Source organism: Methylobacterium oryzae (assembly GCF_021398735.1).
Taxonomy (GTDB): Bacteria; Pseudomonadota; Alphaproteobacteria; order Rhizobiales; family Beijerinckiaceae; genus Methylobacterium.
This window is the reverse complement of record NZ_CP090349.1, coordinates 5,409,180-5,435,003: the sequence shown is the minus strand read 5'-3', so window position 1 is coordinate 5,435,003 and position 25,824 is coordinate 5,409,180. Positions and strand designations below refer to the sequence as shown.

Here is a 25,824-nt window from a genome sequence, read left to right as displayed (position 1 = left end):
TTAGAGGTTGCGCAGCCCTGGGTCGCTTCGCTGCGCTCGCGATGACGGGAGGCGATCAGCTGCCGTAGCGGGCCTTGAGCAGCGCGTAGGTCAGCCGCGCCGTCTGGACCTCGCCGCCCTCCGGCCGGCCGGGCTTGGCGGAGGGGTTCCAGCCGTAGAGGTCGAAATGGCCGTGCGCCTTCGTGTTGGGCGCGAAGCGGCGCAGGAACAGGGCCGCGGTGATCGCTCCCGCGAACGGCCCGCCCGAGACGTTGTTGAGGTCGGCCACCTTGGAATCGAGCAGGCTCGCGTAGGGCGCGTGCAGCGGCATGCGCCAGACCGGGTCGATCGCCGCCCGGCCGGCCCGCGCCACCGCCTCGGCCAGCGCGTCGTCCTCCGTGAAGAAGGCCGGTAGGTCCGGCCCGAGGGCCACCCGGGCCGCGCCGGTCAGGGTCGAGAAGTCGAGGATCAGGTCGGGGGAATCCGCGTCCGCGAGGGCGAGCGCGTCGGCGAGGATCAGCCGGCCCTCCGCGTCGGTGTTGCCGATCTCGACGCTGAGCCCGGCCCGGCTCGGCAGCACGTCGCCGGGGCGGAAGGCGTTGCCCGCGACCGCGTTCTCCACCGCGGGGATCAGCAGGCGCAGGCGCAGGTTCAGGCCCGCGCCCATGACCATGTCGGCGGCGGCCAGCGCCGCGGCGGCGCCGCCCATGTCCTTCTTCATCAGCAGCATCGCGGCCGACGGCTTCAGGTCGAGGCCGCCGGTGTCGAAGGCGACGCCCTTGCCGACCAGGGTCACGCGCGGCGCGTCCGCCGGCCCCCAGGTCAGGTCGATCAGCCGCGGGGCCCGGGGCGACGCGGCGCCGACCGCGTGGATCAGCGGGTACCCCTCGGCGAGGGCCCCGCCTTCCGTGACGGCGACGGAGGCGCCGTGGCGCGCGGCCACCGCCCGGGCGGCCGCCTCGATCTCGGCGGGTCCGAGATCGTTGGCCGGCGTGTTGACGAGATCCCGGCCCAGCGCCACCGCGGCGGCGATCCGCTCCACCTCGGCCGCGTCGATGCCGGCGGGCGCCGCGAGCCGGGCCTTCGTGCCGCCGCCGGTCCGGTAGCGGCCGAAGCGGTAGCTCCCCATCAGCCAGGCGAGGGCGGCCTCGGCCGGCTCGGGAGCGTTGTCCAGGCGGAAGGTCCCCTCCGGCAGCAGCCCCGGCAGCTTGCCGGCGAGGAGCCTGTCGTAGGCCGCGGCCTCCGGATCGCCGAGGCCGAACAGGACGCGCGCGAGGCCGCCGTCCGGGCCGGGCAGGAGCGCGAGGCTGCCCGCCTTCGGCTTGAAGCCGATGGCCCTGGCGAAGCTCCGCTGGGCGGGCTCCAGGCCGGACTCGACCGCCGCCCAGCCCCCGGTGGTGACCAGCGTCACCGGTACGGCCTGGGTGTCGCCGGGCAGGAGCCCGCGGGTCGTCGCCGGAATCTCGGCCTGGGTCATGTGCCTCTCGCGTGCCGCCCGGACCGGCGGCTTAACCGGTGATTAGGGTTAACGCTCTATCACCGGCCGGCCGGGAGCGTGAAGCGCGTGCTATCGCGTCCGGTCCCGATGCCGGCGGAGCGCACCATGATGACGGCCCTGTTCCGGGTCACCCGATCCCAGGCACGCCCCGGACGCCGCGCCGCCCTCGCGGCCGCCGTCGTCGCGCTGGGCCTGGCCGGCTGCAACACCCGCTCGCCCGAGACGACCGGGTCGATCGGCCCCCTCGGCGGGCCGTCCGCGGCCGCCGCAGCGCCCTCGCGGCAGGACATCGACCGGCTGGCCGAGCGCTACAACGCCGACCCCGCCGACGGGCGCACGGCGATCGCCTACGCCCGCGCCCTGCGGGCCACAGACCAGATCGGCCAGGCCTCGGCGGTGCTGCAGCAGGCCGCCCTGCGCAACCCGCGCGACCAGGCCCTGCTCGGTGCCTACGGAAAGTCGCTGGTCGAGGCGGGCCGCTTCCGCGAGGCGATCGACGTGCTCTCCAACGCGCACACGCCCGCCAATCCCGACTGGCGCATCCTGTCGGCGCAGGGCTCGGCCTCCGCCCAGCTCGGCGAGCAGGCCCGCGCCCAGGGCTTCTACGAGGCCGCCCTCAAGATCCGCCCGAACGAGCCCTCGCTCCTGTCCAATCTCGGCCTGTCCTACGCGCTGTCGCGCAACCTCGATCAGGCCGAGCAGACCCTCCGCCTCGCCGCCGACCAGCCCGGCGCCGACGCGCGGGTGCGCGCCAACCTCGCCATGGTGCTCGGCCTCAAGGGCCGCTTCGCCGATGCCGAGGCCGTCCTGCGCCGCGACATGAGCGCCGAGGAGGCGGCCACGAACGTCGCGTCCCTGCGCAGGCTCGCGGCCCAGCCGAATCGATCGAAGGCCCTGTCCGTCGCGGGCGTGCCCGGGCAAGGGTAGGGCGCCCGCGCCCCGCGACTCCCGCCCTTCTGCGGGCTCGCGGACGTACGCAGCAGCACCGGCAACACCCGTGCGGCTCTCCGCTCCCGCTCGGGAGAGGGGGCCTGTCGCGCTCGGCCGCCACCGTCGATGCCCGCTGGAGATGCGCGAGTCGCGCAGGCCTCCGCGGCGCGCGCCCAGTCGCCGCCACGGTCCCCGACAGGAAAACGCACCTGTCATGACGACCCGGTAGCGGTCAGATTCGAAAAGTTCTATATCCCTCCGCGGCTGCGCCGCGCGGCATCACGGGCGTCCAAATCGCCCCCGCGCATCGTCCTGCCCGGGCACTCCCGGGGCGGCGCGCGCCCGTCGGGCGCTACACAGGCCGAACACGGATCTCGTAGCGCAGGTCTTGCCTGCGCGTGTTCGACAACCCGCAGCGAGGATAGAACCAGCCGTGCCCTCACTCGACAGCTTCAAGGCCCGCCAGACGCTCGAAGCCGGCGGCAAGACCTACACCTACTATTCCATTCCCGCGGCCGAGAAGAACGGCCTCGCCTCGGCGGCCGCGCTGCCCTTCTCCATGAAGGTGATCCTGGAGAACCTGCTCCGCTACGAGGACGACCGCTCGGTCAAGAAGGCCGACATCGAGGCCGCCGTCGCCTGGCTCGACCAGAAGGGCAAGGCCGAGGTCGAGATCGCGTTCCGCCCCTCCCGCGTGCTGATGCAGGACTTCACCGGCGTCCCGGCGGTGGTCGACCTCGCGGCCATGCGCGACGCCATGGTGGCGCTCGGCGGCGACCCGCAGAAGATCAACCCGCTGGTGCCGGTGGACCTCGTCATCGACCACTCGGTGATCGTCGACGAGTTCGGCACCCCGAAGGCGCTCGCCGACAACGTCGCCCTCGAATACGAGCGCAACGGCGAGCGCTACACCTTCCTGAAATGGGGCCAGTCGGCCTTTGACAACTTCTCGGTGGTCCCCCCGGGCACCGGCATCTGCCACCAGGTGAACCTGGAATACCTTGCCCAGACCGTCTGGACGAAGTCGGAGAACGGCGCCGACGTCGCCTATCCCGACTCGCTCGTCGGCACCGATTCGCACACCACCATGGTCAACGGGATGGCCGTGCTGGGCTGGGGCGTCGGCGGCATCGAGGCCGAGGCGGCCATGCTCGGCCAGCCGCTCTCGATGCTGATCCCCGAGGTCGTGGGCTTCAAGCTCTCGGGCAAGCTGCCCGAGGGCACCACCGCCACCGACCTCGTGCTCACCGTCACCCAGATGCTGCGCAAGAAGGGCGTGGTCGGCAAGTTCGTGGAGTTCTACGGCCCCGGCCTCGACGACATGGCGGTCGCCGACCGGGCCACGATCTCCAACATGGCCCCCGAGTACGGCGCGACCTGCGGCTTCTTCCCGGTCGACCAGAAGACCATCGACTTCCTGAAGGTCACCGGCCGCTCCGACGACCGGATCGCCCTGGTCGAGGCCTACGCCAAGGCGCAGGGTATGTGGCGCGACGCCCGGACACCCGACCCGGTCTTCACCGACACGCTGGAGCTCGACATGGGCCAGGTCCGGCCCTCGCTCGCCGGCCCGAAGCGCCCGCAGGACCGCGTGCTGCTCGACGGCGCCAAGCTCGGCTTCGCCGCCTCGATGGAGACCGAGTTCAAGAAGGCCGCCGACCTCGCGCGCCGCTACCCGGTCGAGGGCACCAACTTCGACATCGGGCACGGTGACGTGGTGATCGCCGCGATCACGAGCTGCACCAACACGTCGAACCCCTCGGTGATGATCGGCGCGGGCCTGCTCGCCCGCAACGCCGTCGCCAAGGGCCTGCGCTCCAAGCCGTGGGTGAAGACCTCGCTCGCGCCCGGCTCGCAGGTGGTCGGCGAGTACCTGGAGAAGTCCGGCCTGCAGGAGCCGCTCGACGCGCTCGGCTTCAACCTCGTGGGCTTCGGCTGCACGACCTGCATCGGCAATTCCGGCCCGCTGCCGGAGGCGATCTCGAAGGCGATCAACGACAACGACGTCGTCGCCGCGGCGGTGCTCTCGGGCAACCGCAACTTCGAGGGCCGCGTGAACCCTGACGTGCGGGCGAACTACCTCGCCTCGCCGCCGCTCGTGGTGGCCTACGCGCTGGCCGGCTCGCTGCAGATCGACATCACCACGGAGCCGCTGGGCCAGGGCTCGGACGGCAAGCCCGTCTACCTCAAGGACATCTGGCCGTCCTCGGCCGAGGTCCAGCAGTTCATCGAGGAGAACATCACCTCCGCGCTGTTCAAGTCCCGCTACGCGGACGTGTTCGGCGGCGACCAGAACTGGAAGGACGTCGAGGTCACCGAGGCCGAGACCTTCGCGTGGAACCCGGGCTCCACCTACGTGCAGAACCCGCCCTACTTCGTCGGCATGGAGAAGACCCCGAAGCCCGTCGAGGACATCGAGGGTGCGCGCATCCTCGGCCTGTTCCTCGACTCGATCACCACCGACCACATCTCGCCGGCGGGCAACATCCGCGCGGCCTCGCCGGCCGGCGAGTACCTGCAGTCGCACCAAGTGCGCGTGCAGGACTTCAACCAGTACGGCACGCGGCGCGGCAACCACGAGGTGATGATGCGGGGCACCTTCGCCAACATCCGCATCAAGAACCAGATGGTGAAGGACGCCTCCGGCGGCGTGGTCGAGGGCGGGTGGACGCATTTCCAGCCGTCCGGCGAGAAGATGTTCATCTACGACGCGGCGATGAAGTACGCCGAACAGGGCACGCCGCTCGTGATCTTCGCCGGCAAGGAGTACGGCACCGGCTCGTCGCGCGACTGGGCGGCGAAGGGCACGAAGCTGCTCGGCGTCCGCGCCGTGGTGGCCGAGAGCTTCGAGCGCATCCACCGCTCGAACCTCGTCGGGATGGGCGTGGTGCCGCTGGTCTTCCAGGGCGACACGAGCTGGCAGTCGCTGGGCCTGAAGGGTGACGAGACCGTCACCATCAAGGGCCTCGCCGGCGAGCTGAAGCCCCGCCAGACGCTCACCGCGGAGATCAAGTCCGCCGACGGCTCGGTGAAGCAGGTCCCGCTGACCTGCCGCATCGATACGCTCGACGAGCTCGAGTACTTCCGCAACGGCGGCATCCTGCCCTACGTGCTGCGCTCGCTCGCGGCGTGAGCCTCCGGAGGGCAGCGTCCCCGCTGCCCGCGCGGTAATCAGGCGGCGCCCACCGGGTGCCGCCTGACTCGTTTTCGGTCGGTGCCGTCGTCCGACGCGCCACCCCGTCATCGCGAGCGCAGCGAAGTGATCCAGGGCAGCGCGACGGAGGAAGTCCTTGCGCCGGCTGGATTGCTTCGCTCCGCTCGCAAAAACGGTGGTGACTGATAACCTCGCTTCTGTCGCCGAGCAGGTCGTTTCGCTTGCGCGCAACCTTGTTTCGCGCGCGGGCCGCCCCATAACCCGGCTCCTGAAGCCAGGATGGGACCCCGATGAAGCACCTCAGCAAGACACTCGTCGCCGCCGGCCTGACGGCCCTGCTGTCGAGTGCGGCCTTCGCCGCGCAGGTCGAGCGCGTCCGCGGGACCGTCGACAAGGCCGACGGCGGCACGGTCACGATCAAGACCGACGACGGCAAGACCGAGACCGTCGACGTGAGCGGCGCCAAGTTCGCCTGGGTTGTCCCGTCGAGCCTCGACGCGATCAAGGACGGCGTCTTCATCGGCACCGCCACCAAGGGCGAGAACCCGATGACCGCCCTGGAGGTCGTGCTCTTCCCCGAGTCGATGCGCGGCACGGGCGAGGGCCATTACGGCTGGGATTCGATCACCGACCACACCGCGGGCGCCGGCGCCAAGGTGAAGAGCGCGATGACCAACGGCACCGTGAAGGCCGAGTCGCCGAACGCCCCGAAGGTGAAGAGCGCGATGACCAACGGCACCGTGAAGGCCGACAAGGCGGCCTCGGGCGGCGAGCGCACGCTGACGGTGAGCTACGGCAAGGACGGCTCCAAGGAGATCGTGGTGCCGGCCTCGGCGCCGATCGTGGCCTTCGAGCCCGCCGACAAGGCGATCCTGACCCCCGGGTCGAAGGTGTTCGCCGTGGTCGCCAAGGACGGCAGCAAGGCCGAGGGCAAGCTCGTGGCGGTCGGCAAGGACGGCCTGACCCCGCCCATGTGAGGGCGGCAGCCGCTGCGGGCGCCGGACAGACCGGCGCCCGCAGCGGCGGTCCATACGGCCTCCGGACGGCGCGTTGACGAGGAATCCGCATACAGTCGGCGCCGGACTGGATTAAAATCGACGTCTCAGCGTGTCGCGCGCTGGCACCCTGCACACAAATCGCGCATCGTCCGCCGCCGCGAGGCCCGCCAACGAGGCCGCGGCGGAGGAGTCCATCATGGGTGCTGGAGTGGCAGGCGCGATCGCGCCTGAGGGAACGCCGAGTCTGTTGTCGCGCGAGCGGATCGTCGCCAAGCCGGGCTTCAACCGGTGGCTGGTGCCGCCGGCGGCGCTGGCGATCCATCTCTGCATCGGGATGGCCTACGGCCTGTCGGTGTTCTGGCTGCCGCTGACCCGGGCGCTCTCCGTGGGCAAGCCGGCGCCCGCCGCCTGCCCCGACATGGGCGTGATGACGGCCCTGTTCACCACCACCTGCGACTGGCGGGTCAGCGACCTCGTCACGGTCTTCTCCATCGGCATCGTCGTGCTCGGTCTCTCGGCCGCCCTGTTCGGCGGCTGGCTGGAGCGAGCCGGACCGCGCAAGGCCGGCATCGCGGCGGCCCTCTGCTGGGGCGGCGGCTTCCTGATCGGCGCCTTCGGCGTCTACATCCACCAGCTCTGGCTGGTCTGGCTCGGCATGGGCCTGATCGGCGGCATCGGCCTCGGGCTCGGCTACATCTCGCCGGTCTCGACCCTGATCAAGTGGTTCCCGGACCGGCGCGGCATGGCGACCGGCATGGCGATCATGGGCTTCGGCGGCGGCGCGATGATCGGCTCGCCCCTGGCCGACAGCCTGATCAAGAGCTTCCGGACCGCCGATTCGGCCGGCGTCTGGCAGACCCTCGCGGTGATGGGCGTGGGGTACATCCTGTTCATGCTGGGCGGCGCGTTCGGCTACCGGGTGCCGCCGGCCGGCTGGCGCCCGGACGGCTGGACCAGCCCGACCGCCAAGAACGCCATGATCGCTTCGGGGCACGTCCACCTGCGCGACGCCCACAAGACCGTCCAGTTCTGGATGATCTGGCTCGTCCTGTTCCTCAACGTGTCGGCCGGCATCGGCGTGCTGGCGCTGGCCTCGCCGATGCTCCAGGAGATCTTCGGCGGCGAGCTGATCGGCCTGCCCGGCACCGGCTTCTCGGCCCTCGACGCCGGCCAGAAGGCGCAGGTCGCGGCCATCGCGGCCGGCTTCGTCGGCCTGCTCTCACTCTTCAACATCCTGGGCCGGTTCTTCTGGGCCTCGATGTCGGACCGCATCGGGCGGAAGGTCACCTACGCGATCTTCTTTGCCCTGGGCGGCCTCCTGTACGCGGCGGCACCCTGGGCCGCCGGCATCGGCTCGCAGGCGCTGTTCGTCGCGATCTTCTGCGTGATCCTGTCCATGTACGGCGGCGGCTTCGCGACCGTGCCGGCCTATCTCGCCGACGTGTTCGGCACGCAGTTCGTGGGCGCCATCCACGGGCGCCTGCTCACCGCCTGGTCGATGGCCGGCATCGTCGGGCCCTTCGTCATCACCAAGATCCGCGAGGCGCAGGTCGCCGCGGGCGTGCAGGGGGCCGATCTCTACGGCCGGACCATGTACGTGCTGGCGAGCTTCCTGGCGGTCGGCTTCCTCTGCAACCTGCTCGTCCGGCCCCTGGCGCAACGCTGGTTCATGTCCGATTCCGAGCGGGCCTCCCTGGACGTCCGCGCCGGCGCCACGGCCTCGGGGCCGTCCGGCTCCTTCGGGATCGGCCGTGGCGGCTTCAGCGCGGGGGCCGCGCTGGCCTGGGCGGTGGTCGGCATCCCGATCGTCTGGGGCATCGGCATCACCCTGTCGAAGGCGTTCATCCTGTTCCGCTGAGCGGGCACGCTCGGTTGTGGCGGGCCCGGCGGGCCGCTAGGTTTCCGGCGCCTCGCCGTGCCGGGATGCCTTCGTCGTGATCGACAAGCTGGACTTCCTGCTCGCGCTCGCCCGCGAGCAGCATTTCGGGCACGCCGCCGAAGCCTGCGGCGTGACTCAGCAGACTCTCTCGGCCGGCGTGAAGCAGCTGGAGAACCGGTTCGGCGTGCAGCTCGTGCTGCGCGGCTCCCGCTTCCAGGGCTTCACCCCCGAGGGCGAGCGGGTCCTCGAATGGGCGCGGCGCATCGTGGCCGACGCGCGGGCCATGCACGAGGAGGTCACGGGCCTGCGCCGGGGCCTGACCGGCCATCTCCGCATCGCGGCGATCCCGACGGCGCTGCCGATGATCGTGAACCTCACGACGCCTTACCGCGAGCGGCACCCGGACGTGCGGCTGACGGTCGAATCGGCCACCTCCGCCGACATCTTCTCGCTGATCGAGAACCTGGAGGCGGATGCGGGCCTGACCTACCTCGACAACGAGCCCCTCGGGCGGGTGATCTCCGTCCCGCTCTACCGGGAGCGCTACCGCCTCGTGACGGCGATCGGCGGGCCCTTCGAGGGTCGCACCAGCGTCACCTGGGCCGAGACCAGCCGCCTGCCCCTCTGCCTGCTCACGCCGAACATGCAGAACCGGCGGATCATCGACCAGCAGATCCGCGAGGCGGGTGCGGATCCCGCCGCGACCCTCGAGTCGAACTCGATGATCGTGCTGCTGACCCACGTGCGCACCCTGCGCTGGGCCTCGATCATGCCGGAGATCCTGGTCGACGCCCTGGGCCCCATGGAGGGCGTGCGCACGATCCCGATCACCGCACCCGACCTGGAGCACACGATCGGCCTCGTCGCCCCGCGGCGCGAGCCGTCCACGCCGATGGTGACGGCGCTCGTGGCTATCGCGCGGTCCCTGGCACGGACGCTCGATCCGGATCTGGCCGCGCCGGGCCCTTCCTGAGCGGTCGGCTCCGGGCGCGGGCCGGAACGCGGCGTTCCGCGAGCAAGCCGCGGGTCGCCCGGAGCGCGTACACCGGCAGCGTCAGGACGCGCCAGAGCGCGAGGATTGCCGCGGTGATGAGAATCGCCAGCAGGATCCGCTGCATCGAACCCGCCCTCCAACCGCCGAGCTGGCCGAGAACGCGGGCCGGTGATCGGCCGGCGGGTCGGGCAGCGTCCGGGACGAGCGACGGTTAACGAGTCGTGCTGGCGCCGGGCTGTCGGCCGGTCAGGTCGCGGTTCGGGAGATCCCGGCGACGCCGTGCGCGGGAACGCGCCGGGCAAGGAAAAAGCCGCCCCGTCTCCGGAGCGGCTTCCCGTGGGCGGTCAGGCCGCGAAGCGGCCCGCGGCCTTACTTGATCTTGGTTTCCTTGAAATCGACGTGCTTGCGCGCGACCGGGTCGTACTTGCGCATCGTCAGCTTCTCGGTCTGCGTGCGGGAGTTCTTCTTGGTGACGTAGAAATAGCCCGTGTCGGCGGTGGAGACGAGCTTGATCTTGACGGTGACGGCCTTGGCCATGGCGCGGCGCTCCTGCAGGGTGCGGCATTCCGCGTGAGCGAAACGCAAATGGCCGGGAGAGCCCGGCCGAATACGGGCGGGTGAATGCCCGATCAGGCCCGACAGGTCAAGAGCGGACGCGCCGGCGCTCCGTGACGGCGAGCCAGCCCGCGAAGGCCAGGAACAGGGCGAGCAGCGCCAGCGCGAACCCGTTCGGCGGCACCAGATCGAGCCCGCCGCCGATCACCGGCGGCCCCAGCATCAGCCCGACATTGTAGAGCACCACGAAGGCCGCGTTGGCGCCCGCGAGGTCGTTCGGCGGCGTGCGGTCGCCCAGCATCGCGAGGCCGACCGTGTAGAGGGTGCCGGCGATGCCGCCCCAGACGAGGAGCAGCAGGCCGAACGCCGCCGGATGTCCGGCCGCGAGCGGGATCAGGGCCGAGCCCGCCGCCCCCGCGAGGCCCGCGCCGAGAAGCACCGCGCCCCGGTCGAGGCGGTCGGCGAGCCAGCCGAACGGGATCTGGAACAGCACGTTGCCCAGCGCGATCAGGCTGACGAGGCCGGCCGCCCCTTGCGCGTCGTAGCCGAGGCGCAGGCCGTAGAGCGGCAGGATGGCGAAGATGCCGGTCTCCACCGCCCCGTAGGCCAGGGCCGCCGCCAGGGCGCCGGGGGCGAGCCGGACGTAGCCGAGGATGCCGCGGCCGGAGCCCGTCTCGATCGTCGGCGACAGGCCGCGGGCCAGCGCGATGGGCAGGCCGCCGGCCAGCATGAGGGCGGCCCCCGTCGCGTAGGGCGCCAGCCCCTCGGTCCCGACCAGGGCCAGCAGCAGCGGTCCGACCGCGAAGCCCGCCGCCAGCACGGTGGCGTAGATGCCCATCACCAGGCCGCGCCGCTCCGGCGGGGCGGCGGCGTTGATCCAGTACTCGGAGAGGACGAACAGCGCCCCGAGCGTTGCCGAGAAGACGAAGCGCAGGGGGAACCACAGGGCGATGCCCGGCAGCATCGGGAACAGCGCGAGGCTGATCGCCCCGACGAGGAGCGCCAGGCCGAGCAGCGGGGCGACGCCGACCCGCGCGGCGAGGCGCGGCACGAACGGCACCGTGCAGATGCTGGCGATGCCCGCCACCGCGGTGTTGAGCCCGATCAGCGTGCTCGACGCGCCGCGCCGCTCCATCTCGATCGAGAGGAGCGGGATCGACAGGCTGAGCCCGATGCCGACGACGGTGACGCAGGTCACGGCCGCCGAGATCGCCGCCACGTCCTCCGAACTGATCCCCCGCCGCCCGTCCTGCAATCCGTCCGGACCGCTCACAAGGCCACCCGTTCGCGCCGCCCGTAGCGCTCGTAATGGAAGGGGATCATCCGGTAGGGCGCGAAATCGACGGCGATCTGCGCCTCCAGCTCGTCGAGGATCGCGCGGGTGATGAAGGGGAGGTCGAGCTTGCGGGCCGCGTCGAGCTGCACCCAGGCAAGTTCGGTGAACTCGGCGTCGGCCTGAACCCGCCCCGGCTCCTCGGCCGCCACCATCCGGCGGTCGACCGTGAAGAAGCGCGTGTCGAAGCGGCGCACGCGCTTCGGCGGGGTGATCGCGCGGGCGACGAGGTGCAGCGCCTCGAGGTCGGGCAGGACGCCGTGCCGGGCGAAGCCCTCCCAGCCCGCCGGGACGTCCTCGGGCGCACCGTGCTCGGTCGTGCCGAGGAGCAGACCGGTCTCCTCGTAGGTCTCGCGGATCGCGGCGAGCGCCAGCGCCCGGCCGAGATGGTGCGGGGGTCGGGACACCTGCCGGGTCAGCGCCGCCTCGGCGTAGTCCGGGAGCGCCCCGGCCACCGGCATGTGGCGGTCGCCGAGCTCGATCCGGCCGCCCGGGAAGACGAACTTGCCCGGCATGAAGGCGAGGTTGGGGTTGCGCCGGCCCATCAGGACCTTCGGGCCGCCCCGTCCGCGCCGGTCGATCACGATCATGGTCGCGGCGTCGCGCGGCCGCAGGCGCGCCGCGGCGGGCTTCCGCTCAGGAGCTGTGACGATCGGGGGCTCCCGCTGCGGCTCCGGCAAGGCGCGTCTCCTCAAGCCCCGGGGCGGGGCGGCTCCGCGGTAGCGTGGCGAAGCCGTGCATGCCAAGGGCGTATTGCAGCCCGACGACGGCGCCCTTCACGGGCTGGAGCAGGGCCAGCGCGAAGACGAGGGTGAAGACCGGCCACACGCCCATCTCGACCCAGAGCGGCACATCGTAGGCGCTCTCGGTCTCCAGGATGAGGTAGCCGACGATGTGGGCGACGATGAAGATCACCACGTAGGGCGGCAGGTCGTCGGCCCGGTGGTGGTGCAACTCCAGGCCGCAGACGTCGCATTCCGGCCGCACCTTGAGGAAGCGGCCGAAGATCCGGCCCTGGCCGCAATGCGGGCAGCGGCCGACGAAGCCGCGGGCCATCGCGGGGATCAGGCGGGTGCGCTCGGGAATCGCGTCGGCGGCCATGCCCTGGCTCTACACCGCCCGGGTCAGCGGCGCGAGCCGCGGTGGCGCGACCCGGTGTTGCGGATGCCGGCGGGGCGACCGGGCGGCGCGGCCTTGAAGGGCCGCCCGCCGGACTTCTTCCCCGACCCGGCGGACCGGGCGCCGGAGCGGGTCCGGCCCTCGCTGAGCAGCTCGAAGCGCAGCGCCCCGGCCACCGGCGCGGCCTCCACGAGCCGCACCTCGACCCTGTCCCCGAGGCGGAACGTCTCTCCGGTGCGCTCGCCGACCAGGGCGTGGCGGCCCTCCTCGTGGCGGAAATAATCGGCGCCGAGCTGCGAGACCGGCACGAAGCCGTCCGCGCCGGTCTCGTCGAGCTTGATGAACAGGCCGGCCCGGGTGACGCCGGCGATCTGGCCCGCGAAGGTCGCGCCGACCTGGTCGGCGAGGTGGTGGGCGATGAGGCGGTCGATCGTCTCGCGCTCGGCCGCCATGGCGCGGCGCTCGGCCGCCGAGATCTGCTCGCCGATCTGCGCCAGCTCGCCGAGGGAGATGTCGCTCGCGAGCCCGTCCGAGCCGAGCCGGCAGGCGGTGATCAGCGCGCGGTGCACGATCAGGTCGGCGTAGCGCCGGATCGGCGAGGTGAAGTGCGCGTAGCGGCGCAGGTTCAGGCCGAAATGCCCGAGATTCTCGGGCGCGTAGACGGCCTGGGCCTGGCTGCGCAGGATCACCTCGTTGAGGAAGACCCCGTGCTCCGTCTCGGCCGCCGTGGCGAGGATCCGGTTGAACAGGGCGGGGCGCAGCGCCCCCTCCTTGGGCAGCTTGATGCCGACCGAGGCCAGGACCTCGCCGAGCGCCCGCATCCTCTCCAGGGCGGGCTCGTCGTGGACGCGGTAGATCAGGGGCTGGCGCGCCTGCTCCAGCGTCTCCGCGGCGGCGACGTTCGCCTGGATCATGAACTCCTCGATCAGCCGGTGGGCGTCGAGGCGCTCCGGCACGATCACCCGGTCGACCGCGCCCTCGGGGCTCAGGACGACCTTGCGCTCGGGCAGGTCGAGGGCCAGGGGCCCGCGGCGGTCGCGGGCCGCGCGCAGGGCCGCGTAGGCCGCCCAGAGGGGGCGGAGCGCCGTCTCCAGCAGCGGCCCGGTCGCGTCGTCCGGCTGCCCGTCGATGGCGGCCTGCGCCTGCGCGTAGGCGAGCTTGGCGCGGGAGCGCATCATCACCCGGTGGAACCCGTGGCGGCGCTTCTCGCCGTCGGCGGCGATGACCATCCGCACCGCCAGCGCCGGCCGGTCCTCGCCCTCGCGGAGCGAGCAGAGGTCGTTCGAGATCCGCTCGGGCAGCATCGGCACGACCCGGTCGGGGAAGTAGACCGAGTTGCCCCGCTCCAGCGCCTCCCGGTCGAGGCTGGAGCCCGGCCGGACATAGGCGGCCACGTCCGCGATGGCGACGGTGAGGACGAAGCCGCCGGGATTGGCCGGGTCGGGATCGGCCTCGGCCATGACGGCGTCGTCGTGGTCCTTGGCGTCCGGCGGGTCGATGGTCACGAGCGGCCGGTCGCGCCAGTCCTCGCGGCCCTTCAGGGTGGCGGGCTTGGCGGAATCCGCCTCCGCCAGCGTCGCGTCGGCGAAGACGTGCGGGATGTTGTGGAGGTGCAGGGCGATCAGGCTCACCGCCTTCTCGGAACCGAGCGAGCCGAGCCGCTCCCGCACACGCCCCTTCGGCAGGCCGAACCGGGTCTCGCGCTCCAGCGAGACGCTGACGAGGTCGCCGTCGCGGGCCTGCCCCTCCTCGCCGGGCGGGATCAGGATCTCGCGGCCCTGCGAGCGCTTCTCGACGGGCACGATCCGGCCGCCCTGCGCGCCGGCCCGGTAGACACCGATGATCTCGGCCTTGTTCTTCCCGATGACCTTGACGACCCGGCCGGTGTAGCCGCCCTCCGCGTCGCGCTCGACCCGGATCAGGGCGCGGTCGCCGATGCCCGGGGCCGGGCGGTTGCCCTTCCGGGGGCCGCGGGGCTGCGTCAGCACGATGGCGGGCGGCTTGCCGGTGCCGGTCCACTCCACCGGGACCGCCAGGAAATCGCCGTGACGGTCGCGGGAGCGGATGTCGGCCAGCACGACCGGCGGCAGGTGACCCGCCGGGGCGAGGCCGCCGCGGCCGCGGTCGAGGGCGCCGTCCTCCTCGATCTCCTTGAGGACGCGCTTCAGGTCGATCTTGGCGGCCCCCTTGATGCCGAAGGCCTTGGCGATCTCCCGCTTGCCGACGCGCTCCTTCGACTCGGCCACGAAGGCGAGGATCTGCTCACGGGTGGGGAAGGGCTGCGGAGCGGCGGGCTCGGCCGCCGGGGCGGTGGTGCGTCGTGCCAAAAGGGGGGTGCCGGAGAGTTCTGCGATAGACGGGACCCGCGTGCGGGCGCGGGACCGAGGCGTCGGTCCTGTGAGGCTAACATGGGTGTCCGGCCCGCGCGCGGCAACGCCGTGCCGGCACTCCTCAACAGGCGCGATCAGCCGGTCGAGGCACTCTTGCGGATGCGCGCCACGGCCTGATCCACGTCGAGGCCGGGTGCGAGGAGCTCGTCCAGGGTGAAGGGGCAGGCGCGCGGCAGGGTCAGGTTCACCCGTCCCTCTAGCGGCGCGAGTTCCGGGCTCTCCGCCGCCTGGACGGCGAGCGTCCAGGCGCCGTCCATCCGCAGGCTCTCGGGCTCGGGCAGATCGCCCGCGAGGGCGGCGAGCCTGGCGCGGCCGGCCGCGCGGCAGGCGTCGCTCAGGCCGTCGTCCGAGAGGAGGGCGGCCTTGATCAGCTCGGCCAGGGCGTCCCTGACCCGTTCGAGGCTCGCGTTCATGGGCATCCGTTCCGGAGATTGCGGGAGGTCGCAGGAGGTCGCGGGTGCGTGGCAAGCCGGATGCCAGCGCGCCCCGTCCCGCCGCCGATGGTCTCCCGCGATCCGCCGGGTGTAGAAGGCGCGGATGATCCCGGTCCTGACCCGCCACACCGAGGCCGTGCCGCTCTACGCCGCGGCCTGCGCCGAGCTGCGCCTGCGCGGCTTCGAGGGCGACCTGACGCTCTCGGACGCCGACCGCACGGTCTTCTCCACCGACAACTCGATCTACCAGGTGGCGCCGGGGGCCGTGGCCTTTCCGCGCACCCGCGACGACCTCGTGCGCGTCGCCAAGCTCCTCGCGGATCCGCGCTTCGCCGAGATCGTGATCCGGCCCCGGGGCGGGGCGACCGGCACCAACGGCCAGTCGCTGGGCCACGGCCTCGTGGTCGACACCTCGCGGCACATGAACCGCATCCTGGAGATCGACGTCGCGAACCGCGTCGTCCGGGTCGAGCCGGGGGTGGTGAAGGACCAGCTCAACCGGGAGCTCGCCAAGCACGGCCTGTTCTTCGCGCCGGAGCTCTCCACCTCGAACCGCGCCACGATCGGCGGGATGATCTCGACCGATGCCTGCGGGCAGGGCTCGTGCCTCTACGGCAAGACCCGGGACCACGTCCTCGCGCTGACCTGCGTGCTCACCGACGGCACGGTCTGGACCGCCGAGCCCTTGGACCCGGCCGGGCTCGACGCCGCCAAGGGCCGCGACGACCGCGTCGGCGCCATCCACCGCACCGTCGACGCCGTCGTCACCGAGAACGCCGCGCTCATCGCCGAGCGCTTCCCCAAGCTCAACCGCTGCCTCACCGGCTACGACCTCGCGCATCTGCGCGACGCGGGCGGCCGGTTCGACCTCAAGAGCGTGATCTGCGGCTCCGAGGGCACGCTGGCGCTGATCGCCGAGGCGCGGCTGAACGTGCTGCCGATCCCCAAGGCCGCCGTGCTGATCGCGCTCTCGTACATCGACTTCGACGCGGCGCTGCGCGACGCGCAGGCGCTGCTGCCGTTCGGCGCCGCCTCGGTGGAGACGATCGATTCCACGGTCCTGGCGCTGGCCCGCAAGGACCCGATCTGGGCCGAGGTGCGGGCCTTCTTCCCCGACGATCCGGCCGGGCGGCCGGTGGACGGCATCAACCTCGTGGAGTTCGTCGGCGACGACGCCGCGACCGTGGAGGCGGCCCTCGCGCGGCTCACCGGGACGCTGGAGGCCGAGCGCGGCACCGACACGAGGCGCACCGGCTTCACCATCGCCCGGGGCGACGCGATCGAGCGGCTCTGGACCATGCGGAAGAAGGCGGTGGGCCTGCTCGGCGCCGCCAAGGGCGACGCGCGCCCGATCCCGTTCGTCGAGGACACGGCGGTCCCGCCGGAGCGGCTCGCCGACTACATCGCGGAGTTCCGCGCGCTCCTCGACGGCAAGGGGCTGCGCTACGGCATGTTCGGCCACGTCGATGCCGGCGTGCTGCACGTGCGGCCGGCCATCGACCTCAAGGACCCGGCGCAGAACGGCCTGATCCGCGAGGTCACGGAGGGGGTGGTCGCGCTCACCGCCAAGTACGGCGGCCTGCTCTGGGGCGAGCACGGCAAGGGCTTCCGGTCGGAATTCGTGCCGGCGACGTTCGGGCCGCTGATGCCCGCGCTGGAGGCGGTCAAGCGCGCCTTCGACCCGGACGACCGGATGAACCCGGGCAAGATCGCCTCGGCCATGGGTGCGGGCCTGACCCGGATCGACGGCGTGCCGCGCCGGGGCGAGCGGGACCGCACCATCCCGGCGCCGGTCCGGGAGGATTTCGACGAAGCGCTCCACTGCAACGGCAACGGCGCCTGCTTCAGCTTCGACGCGGACGAGGCCATGTGCCCGTCCTGGAAGGCGACGCGGGAGCGGCGCCACTCCCCCAAGGGCCGCGCCTCGCTGATGCGCGAGTGGCTGCGCCGCGCCGCGGAGGCCGGGATCGATCCGGCCGCCGAGCTGGCGCGGCAGCCCGCCGGGTGGCTCTCCGACGTGGCGGCGACCCTGCGGAGCCGCCTCCGCGGCCGGTCCGAGGCCGACGACTTCTCCCACGCCGTCAAGGAGGCGATGGACGGCTGCCTCGCCTGCAAGTCCTGCACGGGGTCCTGCCCGATCAAGGTCGATGTGCCGACCTTCCGGGCGAAGTTCCTGGCGCTCTACCACACGCGCTACGCGCGGCCGCTGAAGGACCATCTCGTGGCGGCGCTGGAGCCGCTGCTGCCGCTGGCGGCGCGGGCGCCGCGCTTGAGCAACGCGGTCCTCGCCAACCCGCTGGCCCGGCTGATCCTGGCCCGGGCCGGGCTGGTGGCGATCCCGGCCCTGTCGCCCGTCGACCTCACGGCGCGGCTGGCGGAACGCGGCGTCGCCGTCTCGACTCCGGACGCCCTGGCCCGGCTGGACCCGCAGGAGCGCGCGCGGTCCGTGCTGGTGGTGCAGGACGCCTTCACCAGCCACTTCGACGCGGAAGTCGTGGCCGACAGCTGCGACCTCCTCGCCGCCCTCGGCTTCCGGCCCTGGCTGGTGCCCTACCGGCCGAACGGCAAGCCGCTGCACGTACACGGCTTCCTGGCGCGGTTCGCCGCCGTCGCCCGCTCGAACGCCGCGCTGCTGCGCGACCTCGCCGGGCACGGCGTGCCCCTGGTCGGGATCGACCCGTCGATGACGCTGACCTACCGGTCCGAGTACGCGCAGGCGCTGGGCGGCGATCTCCCGAAGGTCCAGCTCCTGCAGGAATGGCTCGCCGCCCGGCTCGACCGGATCGCGCCGGGGCAGGGCGGGCGCACGATGCGGCTGCTGCCCCACTGCACCGAGCGCACCAACGCGCCGGGCGCGGTGCGGGACTGGCAGGTCGTGTTCGCCCATCTCGGCCTGCGGCTTGAGGTGCCGGCCGCCGGCTGCTGCGGCATGGCGGGGACCTACGGTCACGAGGCGCGCCACCGCGCCACCTCCGAGGCGATCTACGGCCTGAGCTGGGCCCGCCACGTCGCCGAGGCGCCCGGCTGCACCCTGCTGGCGGACGGCTATTCCTGCCGCTCGCAGGCCAAGCTTATCGACGGCGTGCGGCTGCGGCACCCGGCCCAGGCGCTGCTCGAGCATGTCCGCGCGGCCGACGCGGGCGCCGCGCCCTTCCACCCCGAGCGCGCCGCGGCGGTGGCACCGTGAGCGCCGCCGTGAGCCCCGCCATGACCGTCGCCGTCGTGGGGGCCGGCGCGGTCGGCTGCTACTACGGGTTCCTCCTGGCGCGGGCCGGCCACGCGGTGACGCTGATCGGCCGTCCCGCCCTGGTCGAGGCGGTCGAGAAGGACGGTCTCGTGCTGGAGAGCGCGGCCGGGACGGCCTCCGTGCCCGTCCGGGCGACCGATACGGGGGCGGGAGTGTCGGGCGCCGACCTCGTGCTGGTCTGCGTGAAGTCGGGCGACACCGAGGCGGCGGGCGCGATGATCGCCCACCACCTCGATCCGGCCGCCACGGTCCTCAGCCTCCAGAACGGCGTCGACAACGCCGAGCGGCTCGCCGCCGTGCTGGGCCGGCCGGTGGTGCCGGTGGCGGTCTACGTCGCCACCGCGATGGCCGGCCCCGGCCACGTCCGGCACAACGGGCGCGGCGACCTGATCCTCGGCGCGTCCGAGACGAGCGGGCACGTCGCCGCCGCGTTCGCGGCGGCCGGCATCCCGACCACCGTCTCGGCGAAGGCCGTCGACGCGCTCTGGGCGAAGCTGATCATCAACTGCGCCTACAACGCCCTGTCGGCCCTGACGCAGCTGCCCTACGGCCGCCTGGTGGAGGGCGAGGGCGTGGCCGCGGTCATCGCGGACGTCGTCCAGGAATGCGCGCGCGTCGCGGAGGCCGAGGGTGTGTCCGTGTCGCCCGGCATCCTCGACGACGTGATGGCGCTCAGCACCGCCATGGCCGGACAGCGCTCGTCCACCGCCCAGGACCTGGCCCGCGGCCGGCCGAGCGAGATCGACCACCTCAACGGCACCATCGTGCGCCGGGGCGCGGCGCACGGAATCCCGACGCCGGCGAACCGGCTGCTGCACGCGCTGGTCAAGCTCGCCGAGCGGCGGGACTGAGATCGGCCCCGCACCGGCACGGAGGCCGGCGGTCCGGCTCGCGACGGGCGGTCAGGCCCGCGCGGCGGCGTTGGCCTTGCGGGTCGCGGCGGCCTTCTTGGCGGAGGCGGAGCGCTCCGCGGCCGTGCGTCCGGCCGAGGCCTTGCCGCCGGACGCGCCGCCCTTGTGGGCGGCCGGGTGACCGGTGGCCTTGCCGCGGCCCGAGCCGCCCGGCTTCTTGCCGCCGCCGTCGTCCTTGTTGACGGTGGCCCAGGCCCGGGCCTCCGCCTCCTTCTCCGGCACGCCGCGGGACTCGTACGAGTCGGCGATGTGCTCGGCCTTGCGCTTCTGCTTGTCGGTGTATTTCGACTTGTCGCCCTGGGACATGGGCCGTCTCCCGAAGCTCAGCCCACCCCGGTCGGACCGTCGAGGATCGCGCGCACGCGGCGGACCAGCTCCGTGCGCCGGTAGGGCTTGTTCAGGAGATCAAACTCCGAGCCGCCGATATCGGTTCGCTCCAGGCTCGCCTCCGCGTAGCCCGTGGCGAGCAGCACCTTGAGCTTGGGCTGGCGGCGCCGGGCCTCGCGGGCCAGGAGCACACCGTTCATGCCCCCCGGCATGATCAGGTCGGTGAAGAGCAGATCGACCTTCCCGCTCGAGTCCAGGATCTCCAGCGCCTCGCGGGCATTGCTCGCGACCAGCGTCGTGTAGCCGAAGTCCCGCAGGATGGTGCGGGCGAGTTCGGCCACGTCCTCGCGGTCGTCGACGATCAGGATCGTCTCGGTGCCCTGGCGGTCCACGGCCCGCAGCGAGACCTTCGCGGGGGCGTTGACGTCGCCGTCGGTCGCTGGGAACGACAGGCGCACCGTCGTGCCGGACCCCACCGCCGACTCGATCTGCGCGGCGCCGCCCGACTGCTTGGCGAAGCCGTAGACCATCGACAGGCCGAGACCCGTCCCCTTGCCCTCCTCCTTGGTGGTGAAGAACGGGTCCATCACCCGGGCGAGCACGGCGGGCGGGATGCCGGTGCCGCTGTCCCTGATGGCGATGCTGACGTAGCGGCCGTCGCGCAGCGGCCCGATCTCCCGGCCGCGCGCGGCGATCTCGCTGTTCTCGGTGGAGATCCGGACGGTGCCGCCCTCCGGCATCGCGTCGCGAGCGTTGATCAGCACGTTCAAGATCGCGACCTCGGCCTGGGTCGGGTCGACGCGGCAGTTCCAGAGATCGGGCGCGAGGTCGAGTTCGACCTTCACGGCCTCGCCCACCGAGCGGGCGACCATCTCGCCCATCCCCTCGATCAGGGTGTTGAGATTGACCGCGCGGCCGTCCAGCCGCTGCTTGCGGGCGAAGGCCAGCAATTGCTGCGTCAGCGTCGTGGCGCGCTCGGCCGCCTGCCGGATGTTCTCGGTGGCGCGGCCGAGCCGCGCGCGGTCGGCGTCGGGCTTCTCCAGGCCGGCCGCCAGGATGTCGACGTAGCCGACGATCACCTGCAGCAGGTTGTTGAAATCGTGCGCGATGCCGCCGGTGAGCTGGCCGAGCGCCTCCATCTTCTGGGCTTGGCCCAGCGCCTCCTCGGCGTCGCGGCGGCGCGAGACGTCGAGCTGCGAGCCGAAGTAGTACACGAGCTCGCCGTCGGCATTGTAGACCGGCGAGACGAACAGGGCGTTCCAGAAAGTCGAGCCGTTCTTGCGGTAGTTCAGGATCTCGGTGGCGAACTCGCGCTTCTCGGCGATCGCCGCGCGGACCTGCGCGACGCTCTCGCGGTCGGTGTCGGGACCCTGGAGGAAGCGGCAGTTGCGCCCGATCAGCTCTTCCGGCGTGTAGCCGGTCATCGCCAGGAACGCCCGGTTGGCGAAGATGATCGGGTTGTCGGGCTGGCGCGGATCGGTGACGATCATCGGCATCCGCGTCGTCTCGACGGCCGCGAAGAAGATGTCGCTCTTGCGATCGGTGATGTCGCTCGGGGCGCCGTCCCGGATCGGGGGACTCGGCCCGGAGGGCGGTGTTTCTGGCGTCTCAGACATGCGAGGCGGTCGTCACCTTCCTGGCCGGGAAAGACCTCTGCGCCCGGTCGATCACGCGAGGCGTGCGCGAGACTAGCGGCCGGACGGCCGAAGTCGACCTTGTATCCCCAGCGGCGGTGTCGCGCGAAGGGCTCATGCCGCGGCCGGCCGCGCCGCCTCGGAAGGCGCGCCCACGGGGGCCGGGACGAGCCGGGGCGGCGCGGCCTCACGGCAGGCGCCCAGCACCGCCGACAGCGCCTCGTTCAGCGACGTCACCAGGAAGTCCGCCGAGGTCGCCCGGCGCAGGCGCTCCAGGGTCGCCGGATCGCGCTCGCGCCAGAAGCCGACCAGGATGCGGACACCCGGCACCGCGGCCCGGGCCTGCCGGACGGTGAACCGGATCTGCGACAGGCTCACCGGCTCCAGGTAGGAGAAGCAGATCAGCGCGAGGCCGTCCGGGTTCTCCGGCCGCTCGCCGGCGCGGATCGCCGCCATGGACAGGATCTGCGAGGCCAGCCCGTGGCGCGCGAGGATCTGGCTCAGCATCAGCGTCGCCGCCTCGTCGAACGGGCCGCGGCTCGACACGCACAGGACCGGCGTCTCGCCGCGCCAGTTGGGCGCGAGGTCCTCGCGCTCGAGGACGATGCCGGCCACCTGCCGGTCGGGCCCGACGGCGGCGAGCGCCGCCGCGGTCTCGGTGTCGGGGCCGCGGCCGGATCCGCGCCGTGGCCGACGCGCGACCGGGGCCGTGCCGAGGCGGTCCACCACCGTCCCGATCGCGGCACCGACCTCCGCCTGCCGTTCCCGATCCAGTGTGCCGCGGGACAGGTCCTCCTGCGCCAGCAGGAGGCCCGCGAGGGCGACCTCGTCGTAGTAGGTGACGAGGGCGCGCTCCTTCAGGAACTGCCAGCCCTGGTCGATCGCCTCGACCGGATCGCCGGCCAGCATGCGCTGGTAGAAGATCTCGGGCGGCGACAGGGCGGGCTGATCGCCGAGCAGCACGTCGAGGTACCAGAGCCGCTCCACGTGCCGGCCGAGCACCACGAGGCAGACGGTGAGGGGCGTGGCCAGCACGAGGCCGATCGGGCCCCACAGGAACGTCCAGATCGTCGCGGCCAGGATGACGGCGACCGGCGAGAGGCCGGTGGAGTGCCCGTAGAGCAGCGGCTCGATCACGTGGCCGCAGATCGGCTCGACCACGAGGAACAGGGCCGCGGTGGCGATCACCATGCTCCAGCCGGGATCGACGGCGGCCGCGAGGATCAGCGGCAGCAGGGCGCTGATCGCCGCGCCGATATAGGGCACGAACCGCAGGATCGCGGCGAGGACACCGAACAGGGTCGGGCTCGGCACGCCGATCAGCCAGAGGCCGATGCCGATCACCAGCCCGAAGGCGATGTTGAGGGCGAGCTGGGCCAGGAAGAACCGGCTCAGCCGGCTCGTGGCGTCGTCGATCGCCGCCGTCGTGCGCCGCAGATCGCCCGAGCCGCCGGCGAGCCGGATCGCCCGGTTCCGCAGGTCCTCGCGCTGGAGCAGGATGAAGATCGTGAAGATCAGGATCAGCCCGGTCGTCGCCAGCGGGTGCAGGATCGGGCCCGCGAAGGTCTGAAGCGTGTCGACGACGCTCGCGCGGGCGGGGGTGAGCTCGACCGTGAGCGGGTGCGTGCGCGATCCCGGCTCGCCGCGGACCTCCGCGGCCGGCGGCGGCTGCAGGGTGGCGCTGAGATCCTGCACCATGTCGACGATCCGCGAGAGCGTGCCGGTCCCGGCCGTCGCCCCGCGCAGATCCTTGATCTTCGTGCGCATCACCTGGGTGTAGCGCGGCAGGTCGGAGGCGAGCTGGGACGCCTCGCTGGCGATCAGGCTGCCGATGCCGAACAGGGCGCCGAAGACGATCACCACGACCAGCAGGACCGCGGGCGCGCGGGGCACGCGCAGCCGCCGCAGCATCCGCACCGCCGGCACGAGGACGAAGCTCAGGAGGATCGCCAGCGTCACCGGCACGAGGATCTCGCGCCCGAGGTAGAGGGCCGCCATCGTGGCGACCACGAGGAGGAGCGACGCCAGCGCCACGAAGATCGGCAGGCCCTGCCGCAGGCGCTGGGCAGTGACGGGATCCTCGCTCACGGACACGCTCCACTCACATCAGGTCTCGGGGCCGCAGATCTCGGGGCCGCAGGTCGCGCGTCCGCTGCCGGCTCAACTCGCCTGCGCGGTCTCGCCCAGGGCGGCGCTGATCTGGCTGAGCAGCTTCGAGAAATCGACGGGCTTCGGGTGATAGTCGTCGCAGCCGGCCTGGATGGCCTTGTCGCGGTCGCCCGACATGGCGTGGGCCGTGAGCGCGATGATCGGGATCGCCCGGGTGTCGGTGCCGGATTTCAGCGTCCGGGCGACCGACCAGCCGTCGAGGACCGGCAGGTTCATGTCGAGGAGGATCACGTCGGGCTGGCCCGAGCGCGCCTGCCGGACGCCGGCCTCGCCGTCATGCGCGAGCATCACCTCGTAGCCGCGCCGCTTGAGGCGGCGCGAGAGGAAGTCCCAGATCTCTTCGTGGTCCTCGACCAGCAGAATCTTCGCCATCAGAACTCGTAACCCCCGGCTCGCGTCGTGCCGGTCGGAGGCCCAACGCGCGGCAACGCACAATCGCCCAACGTTCCTGCCGCGATTCCGGTCCCTGGAGAAGTGGCCTCCGGTCCGCGGTTGACCCGTCGGTCCGCGGGTAAGAGCGTGGACGCCAACGAATCGACAATCCTCGGACGGGGCGGAATGGCCAGTATGCCTGACATCGAGTTCTATCATTCGCCCAATACCCGCTCGTCGGGCGTCCGCGTGCTGCTCGAGGAACTCGGGGTCCCGTACCGGCTGCACGCGCTCAACATGCGCGCCGGCGAGCACCTCCAGGACGCCTATCGCGCCGTCAACCCGATGGCGAAGGTGCCGGCGATCCGCCACGGCGACGCCCTCGTGACCGAGCAGGCGGCCGTCTACCTCTACCTCGCCGACCTGTTCCCCGAGGCGGGGCTCGCCCCGGCGCCGACCGAGCCCGACCGCGCCACCTATCTGCGATGGATGGTGTTCTACGGGTCGTGCTTCGAGCCCGCGGTGATCGACCGGCACCTCCAGCGGGAGCCGGGCCCGCGCGCCCTGTCGGCCTACGCCGATTACGACAGCGTCATCGCCCGGGTGAAGGAGGCCCTGACGCCCGGCCCGTACCTGCTCGGCGCGCGCTTCAGCGCCGTCGACGTGCTGTGGGGCGGCGCCCTCGGCTGGACGACGGGCTTCGGCCTCGTCGCGCCCGACCCGGTGCTGGCGGCCTACGTGGAGCGCATCCGGTCCCGCCCGGCCTCGCGGAAGGTCGCGGCCGCGGACGCGCAGCTCGCAGAGGCGCACCAGGCGGCCGCGTCGACCTGACCGCGGCCGGACTCTTGCTGGGGCTCGCGCCGGGGGCCGGCCCCGGCGCGCGGTCCGGTCTCCCGCCGCCGGCGCACCCCGCGGGCGGCCCCTCGCGCGACCGGAACCCGTCGGCCCATGCGTCTGCTCGCTCCCCTCATCGCCGCGCTCCTCCTCGGCGCCCCCGCGGGCGCCGCACGAGCCGCCGAGCTCACCGGCACGCTGAAGAAGATCCACGACAGCAACAGGCTGGTCCTCGGCGTGCGCGATACCGCGACCCCGTTCAGCTACCTGGACCAGGACCAGAAGGTCGTCGGCTTCGCGGTCGACATCTGCCTGAGGATCGCCGACGCGGTGAAGCGCGAACTGAAGATGCCGGGCCTCGAGGTCGGGATGGAGTTCGTCAACTCCTCGTCCCGCATCCCGCTGATGACCAACGGCACGATCGATCTGGAGTGCGGGACGACCACCAACAACGCCGAGCGCAAGAAGCAGGTGGACTTCACCAACACGCACTTCCTGACGGCGACCCGCTTCGTCTCCCGGAAGGACCAGCACATCGCCAGCTTGGACGACCTGCGCGGCAAGACGGTCTCGTCGGTCGCCGGCTCGACCAACATCCTGATGCTGATCAAGGCCAACAACGAGCGCAAGCTCGGCATCACGGTGATCGCCGCCAAGGACGTCCCGGAGGGCTTCCTCATGGTCGAGACCGGCCGAGCCTCGGCCTTCGTCATGGACGACGTGCAGCTCAGCGTGGTCGCGGCCCAGTCCAAGGAGCCCGCCGCCTACGCAGTCAGCGAGGAGACCCTGTCCAATCCGGAGCCCTACGGGATCATGCTGCGCAAGGACGACCCGGCCTTCAAGGCGGTGGTCGACCGGGCGACGGCCGATCTCTACCGGAGCCCCGAGATCACGGCGCTCTACGACCGCTGGTTCCTGAAGCCCGTGCCGCCGCGCGGCCTGACCTACAACGTGCCGCTGTCGTCGGCCCTGCGCTGGGCCTTCGCGCACCCGACCGACAATCCGGATCCCGCGTTCTACGCGCACTGATCTGTCGCGCGGCGGGGTTCCGCTCCGGCGAGGGAGAT

Annotated in this window: 20 protein-coding genes; 9 read left to right on the top strand and 11 right to left on the bottom strand. The window is 72.3% G+C overall.

Annotated elements, in window-relative coordinates:
- Positions 1-55 precede the first annotated feature (55 nt).
- Positions 56-1,456 carry a leucyl aminopeptidase family protein gene (locus LXM90_RS25950; RefSeq protein WP_020092574.1) on the bottom strand — a complete coding sequence of 467 codons (1,401 nt, stop codon included), beginning with the start codon at positions 1,454-1,456 and terminating at the stop codon, positions 56-58.
- 129 nt (positions 1,457-1,585) lie between these two features.
- Between LXM90_RS25950 and LXM90_RS25945 the strand changes: the two genes are divergently transcribed.
- The 5 genes from LXM90_RS25945 to LXM90_RS25925 all read left to right on the top strand — a co-directional run bounded on the left by LXM90_RS25945 (position 1,586) and on the right by LXM90_RS25925 (position 9,411).
- On the top strand, positions 1,586-2,404 hold the full coding sequence (locus tag LXM90_RS25945; protein WP_026604836.1) for a hypothetical protein: 819 nt from the start codon (positions 1,586-1,588) through the stop codon (positions 2,402-2,404).
- 436 nt (positions 2,405-2,840) lie between these two features.
- Positions 2,841-5,540 carry an aconitate hydratase AcnA gene (gene acnA, locus LXM90_RS25940; protein WP_020092572.1) on the top strand — a complete coding sequence of 900 codons (2,700 nt, stop codon included), beginning with the start codon at positions 2,841-2,843 and terminating at the stop codon, positions 5,538-5,540.
- A gap of 311 nt (positions 5,541-5,851) precedes the next feature.
- Positions 5,852-6,538, top strand: a complete 687-nt coding sequence (locus LXM90_RS25935) for a hypothetical protein (protein ID WP_020092571.1) — start codon at positions 5,852-5,854, stop codon at positions 6,536-6,538.
- A gap of 217 nt (positions 6,539-6,755) precedes the next feature.
- Positions 6,756-8,417 (top strand): OFA family MFS transporter, encoded by a 1,662-nt coding sequence (locus LXM90_RS25930; protein ID WP_051123735.1) that lies wholly within the window; start codon positions 6,756-6,758, stop codon positions 8,415-8,417.
- Positions 8,418-8,493: 76 nt separating this feature from the next.
- Positions 8,494-9,411, top strand: a complete 918-nt coding sequence (locus tag LXM90_RS25925; protein ID WP_020092569.1) for a LysR family transcriptional regulator — start codon at positions 8,494-8,496, stop codon at positions 9,409-9,411.
- A gap of 390 nt (positions 9,412-9,801) precedes the next feature.
- On the opposite strand, the gene rpmG is transcribed toward LXM90_RS25925, so the two are convergent.
- The 6 genes from rpmG to LXM90_RS25895 form a co-directional block, all read right to left on the bottom strand.
- Positions 9,802-9,969 carry a 50S ribosomal protein L33 gene (gene rpmG / locus LXM90_RS25920; protein WP_020092568.1) on the bottom strand — a complete coding sequence of 56 codons (168 nt, stop codon included), beginning with the start codon at positions 9,967-9,969 and terminating at the stop codon, positions 9,802-9,804.
- Positions 9,970-10,075: 106 nt separating this feature from the next.
- On the bottom strand, positions 10,076-11,206 hold the full coding sequence (locus LXM90_RS25915; RefSeq protein ID WP_020092567.1) for an MFS transporter: 1,131 nt from the start codon (positions 11,204-11,206) through the stop codon (positions 10,076-10,078).
- 50 nt (positions 11,207-11,256) lie between these two features.
- The gene (locus LXM90_RS25910) at positions 11,257-12,000 is read right to left on the bottom strand and encodes an NUDIX hydrolase (RefSeq protein WP_020092566.1); all 744 of its coding nucleotides are present in this window, start codon (positions 11,998-12,000) and stop codon (positions 11,257-11,259) included.
- Positions 11,957-12,421 (bottom strand): DUF983 domain-containing protein, encoded by a 465-nt coding sequence (locus LXM90_RS25905; protein ID WP_020092565.1) that lies wholly within the window; start codon positions 12,419-12,421, stop codon positions 11,957-11,959. Before LXM90_RS25905 ends, LXM90_RS25910 begins: the two co-directional genes overlap by 44 nt.
- A 23-nt stretch (positions 12,422-12,444) precedes the next feature.
- Positions 12,445-14,766, bottom strand: a complete 2,322-nt coding sequence (gene rnr / locus LXM90_RS25900) for a ribonuclease R (protein ID WP_234081208.1) — start codon at positions 14,764-14,766, stop codon at positions 12,445-12,447.
- A 137-nt stretch (positions 14,767-14,903) separates the two neighbouring features.
- Positions 14,904-15,242 carry a hypothetical protein gene (locus LXM90_RS25895; RefSeq protein ID WP_020092563.1) on the bottom strand — a complete coding sequence of 113 codons (339 nt, stop codon included), beginning with the start codon at positions 15,240-15,242 and terminating at the stop codon, positions 14,904-14,906.
- Positions 15,243-15,366: 124 nt separating this feature from the next.
- Between LXM90_RS25895 and LXM90_RS25890 the strand changes: the two genes are divergently transcribed.
- A complete protein-coding gene (locus LXM90_RS25890; protein ID WP_020092562.1) occupies positions 15,367-18,450 on the top strand; it encodes an FAD-binding and (Fe-S)-binding domain-containing protein in 3,084 nt (1,027 codons plus the stop codon).
- A gap of 20 nt (positions 18,451-18,470) precedes the next feature.
- Positions 18,471-19,361, top strand: coding sequence for a ketopantoate reductase family protein (locus LXM90_RS25885; protein WP_026604834.1), 891 nt, complete (start codon positions 18,471-18,473; stop codon positions 19,359-19,361).
- A gap of 51 nt (positions 19,362-19,412) precedes the next feature.
- Here LXM90_RS25885 and LXM90_RS25880 read toward each other — a convergent pair whose 3' ends face one another.
- The 4 genes from LXM90_RS25880 to LXM90_RS25865 form a co-directional block, all read right to left on the bottom strand.
- Complete coding sequence (locus tag LXM90_RS25880) at positions 19,413-19,727, bottom strand: hypothetical protein (RefSeq protein WP_020092560.1); 315 nt, start codon at positions 19,725-19,727, stop codon at positions 19,413-19,415.
- A gap of 17 nt (positions 19,728-19,744) precedes the next feature.
- Positions 19,745-21,364, bottom strand: a complete 1,620-nt coding sequence (locus LXM90_RS25875; protein ID WP_020092559.1) for a hybrid sensor histidine kinase/response regulator — start codon at positions 21,362-21,364, stop codon at positions 19,745-19,747.
- Positions 21,365-21,496: 132 nt separating this feature from the next.
- On the bottom strand, positions 21,497-23,470 hold the full coding sequence (locus LXM90_RS25870; RefSeq protein WP_026604833.1) for an AI-2E family transporter: 1,974 nt from the start codon (positions 23,468-23,470) through the stop codon (positions 21,497-21,499).
- 72 nt (positions 23,471-23,542) lie between these two features.
- On the bottom strand, positions 23,543-23,923 hold the full coding sequence (locus LXM90_RS25865; protein ID WP_020092557.1) for a response regulator: 381 nt from the start codon (positions 23,921-23,923) through the stop codon (positions 23,543-23,545).
- 195 nt (positions 23,924-24,118) lie between these two features.
- Here LXM90_RS25865 and LXM90_RS25860 point away from each other — a divergent pair, with 195 nt between their 5' ends.
- Both LXM90_RS25860 and LXM90_RS25855 read left to right on the top strand, forming a co-directional pair.
- Positions 24,119-24,754, top strand: coding sequence for a glutathione S-transferase family protein (locus LXM90_RS25860; protein ID WP_020092556.1), 636 nt, complete (start codon positions 24,119-24,121; stop codon positions 24,752-24,754).
- Between the two features lie 117 nt (positions 24,755-24,871).
- Positions 24,872-25,786: an amino acid ABC transporter substrate-binding protein gene (locus tag LXM90_RS25855; protein WP_020092555.1), complete on the top strand. Its 915-nt coding sequence runs from the start codon at positions 24,872-24,874 to the stop codon at positions 25,784-25,786.
- Positions 25,787-25,824 lie beyond the last annotated feature (38 nt).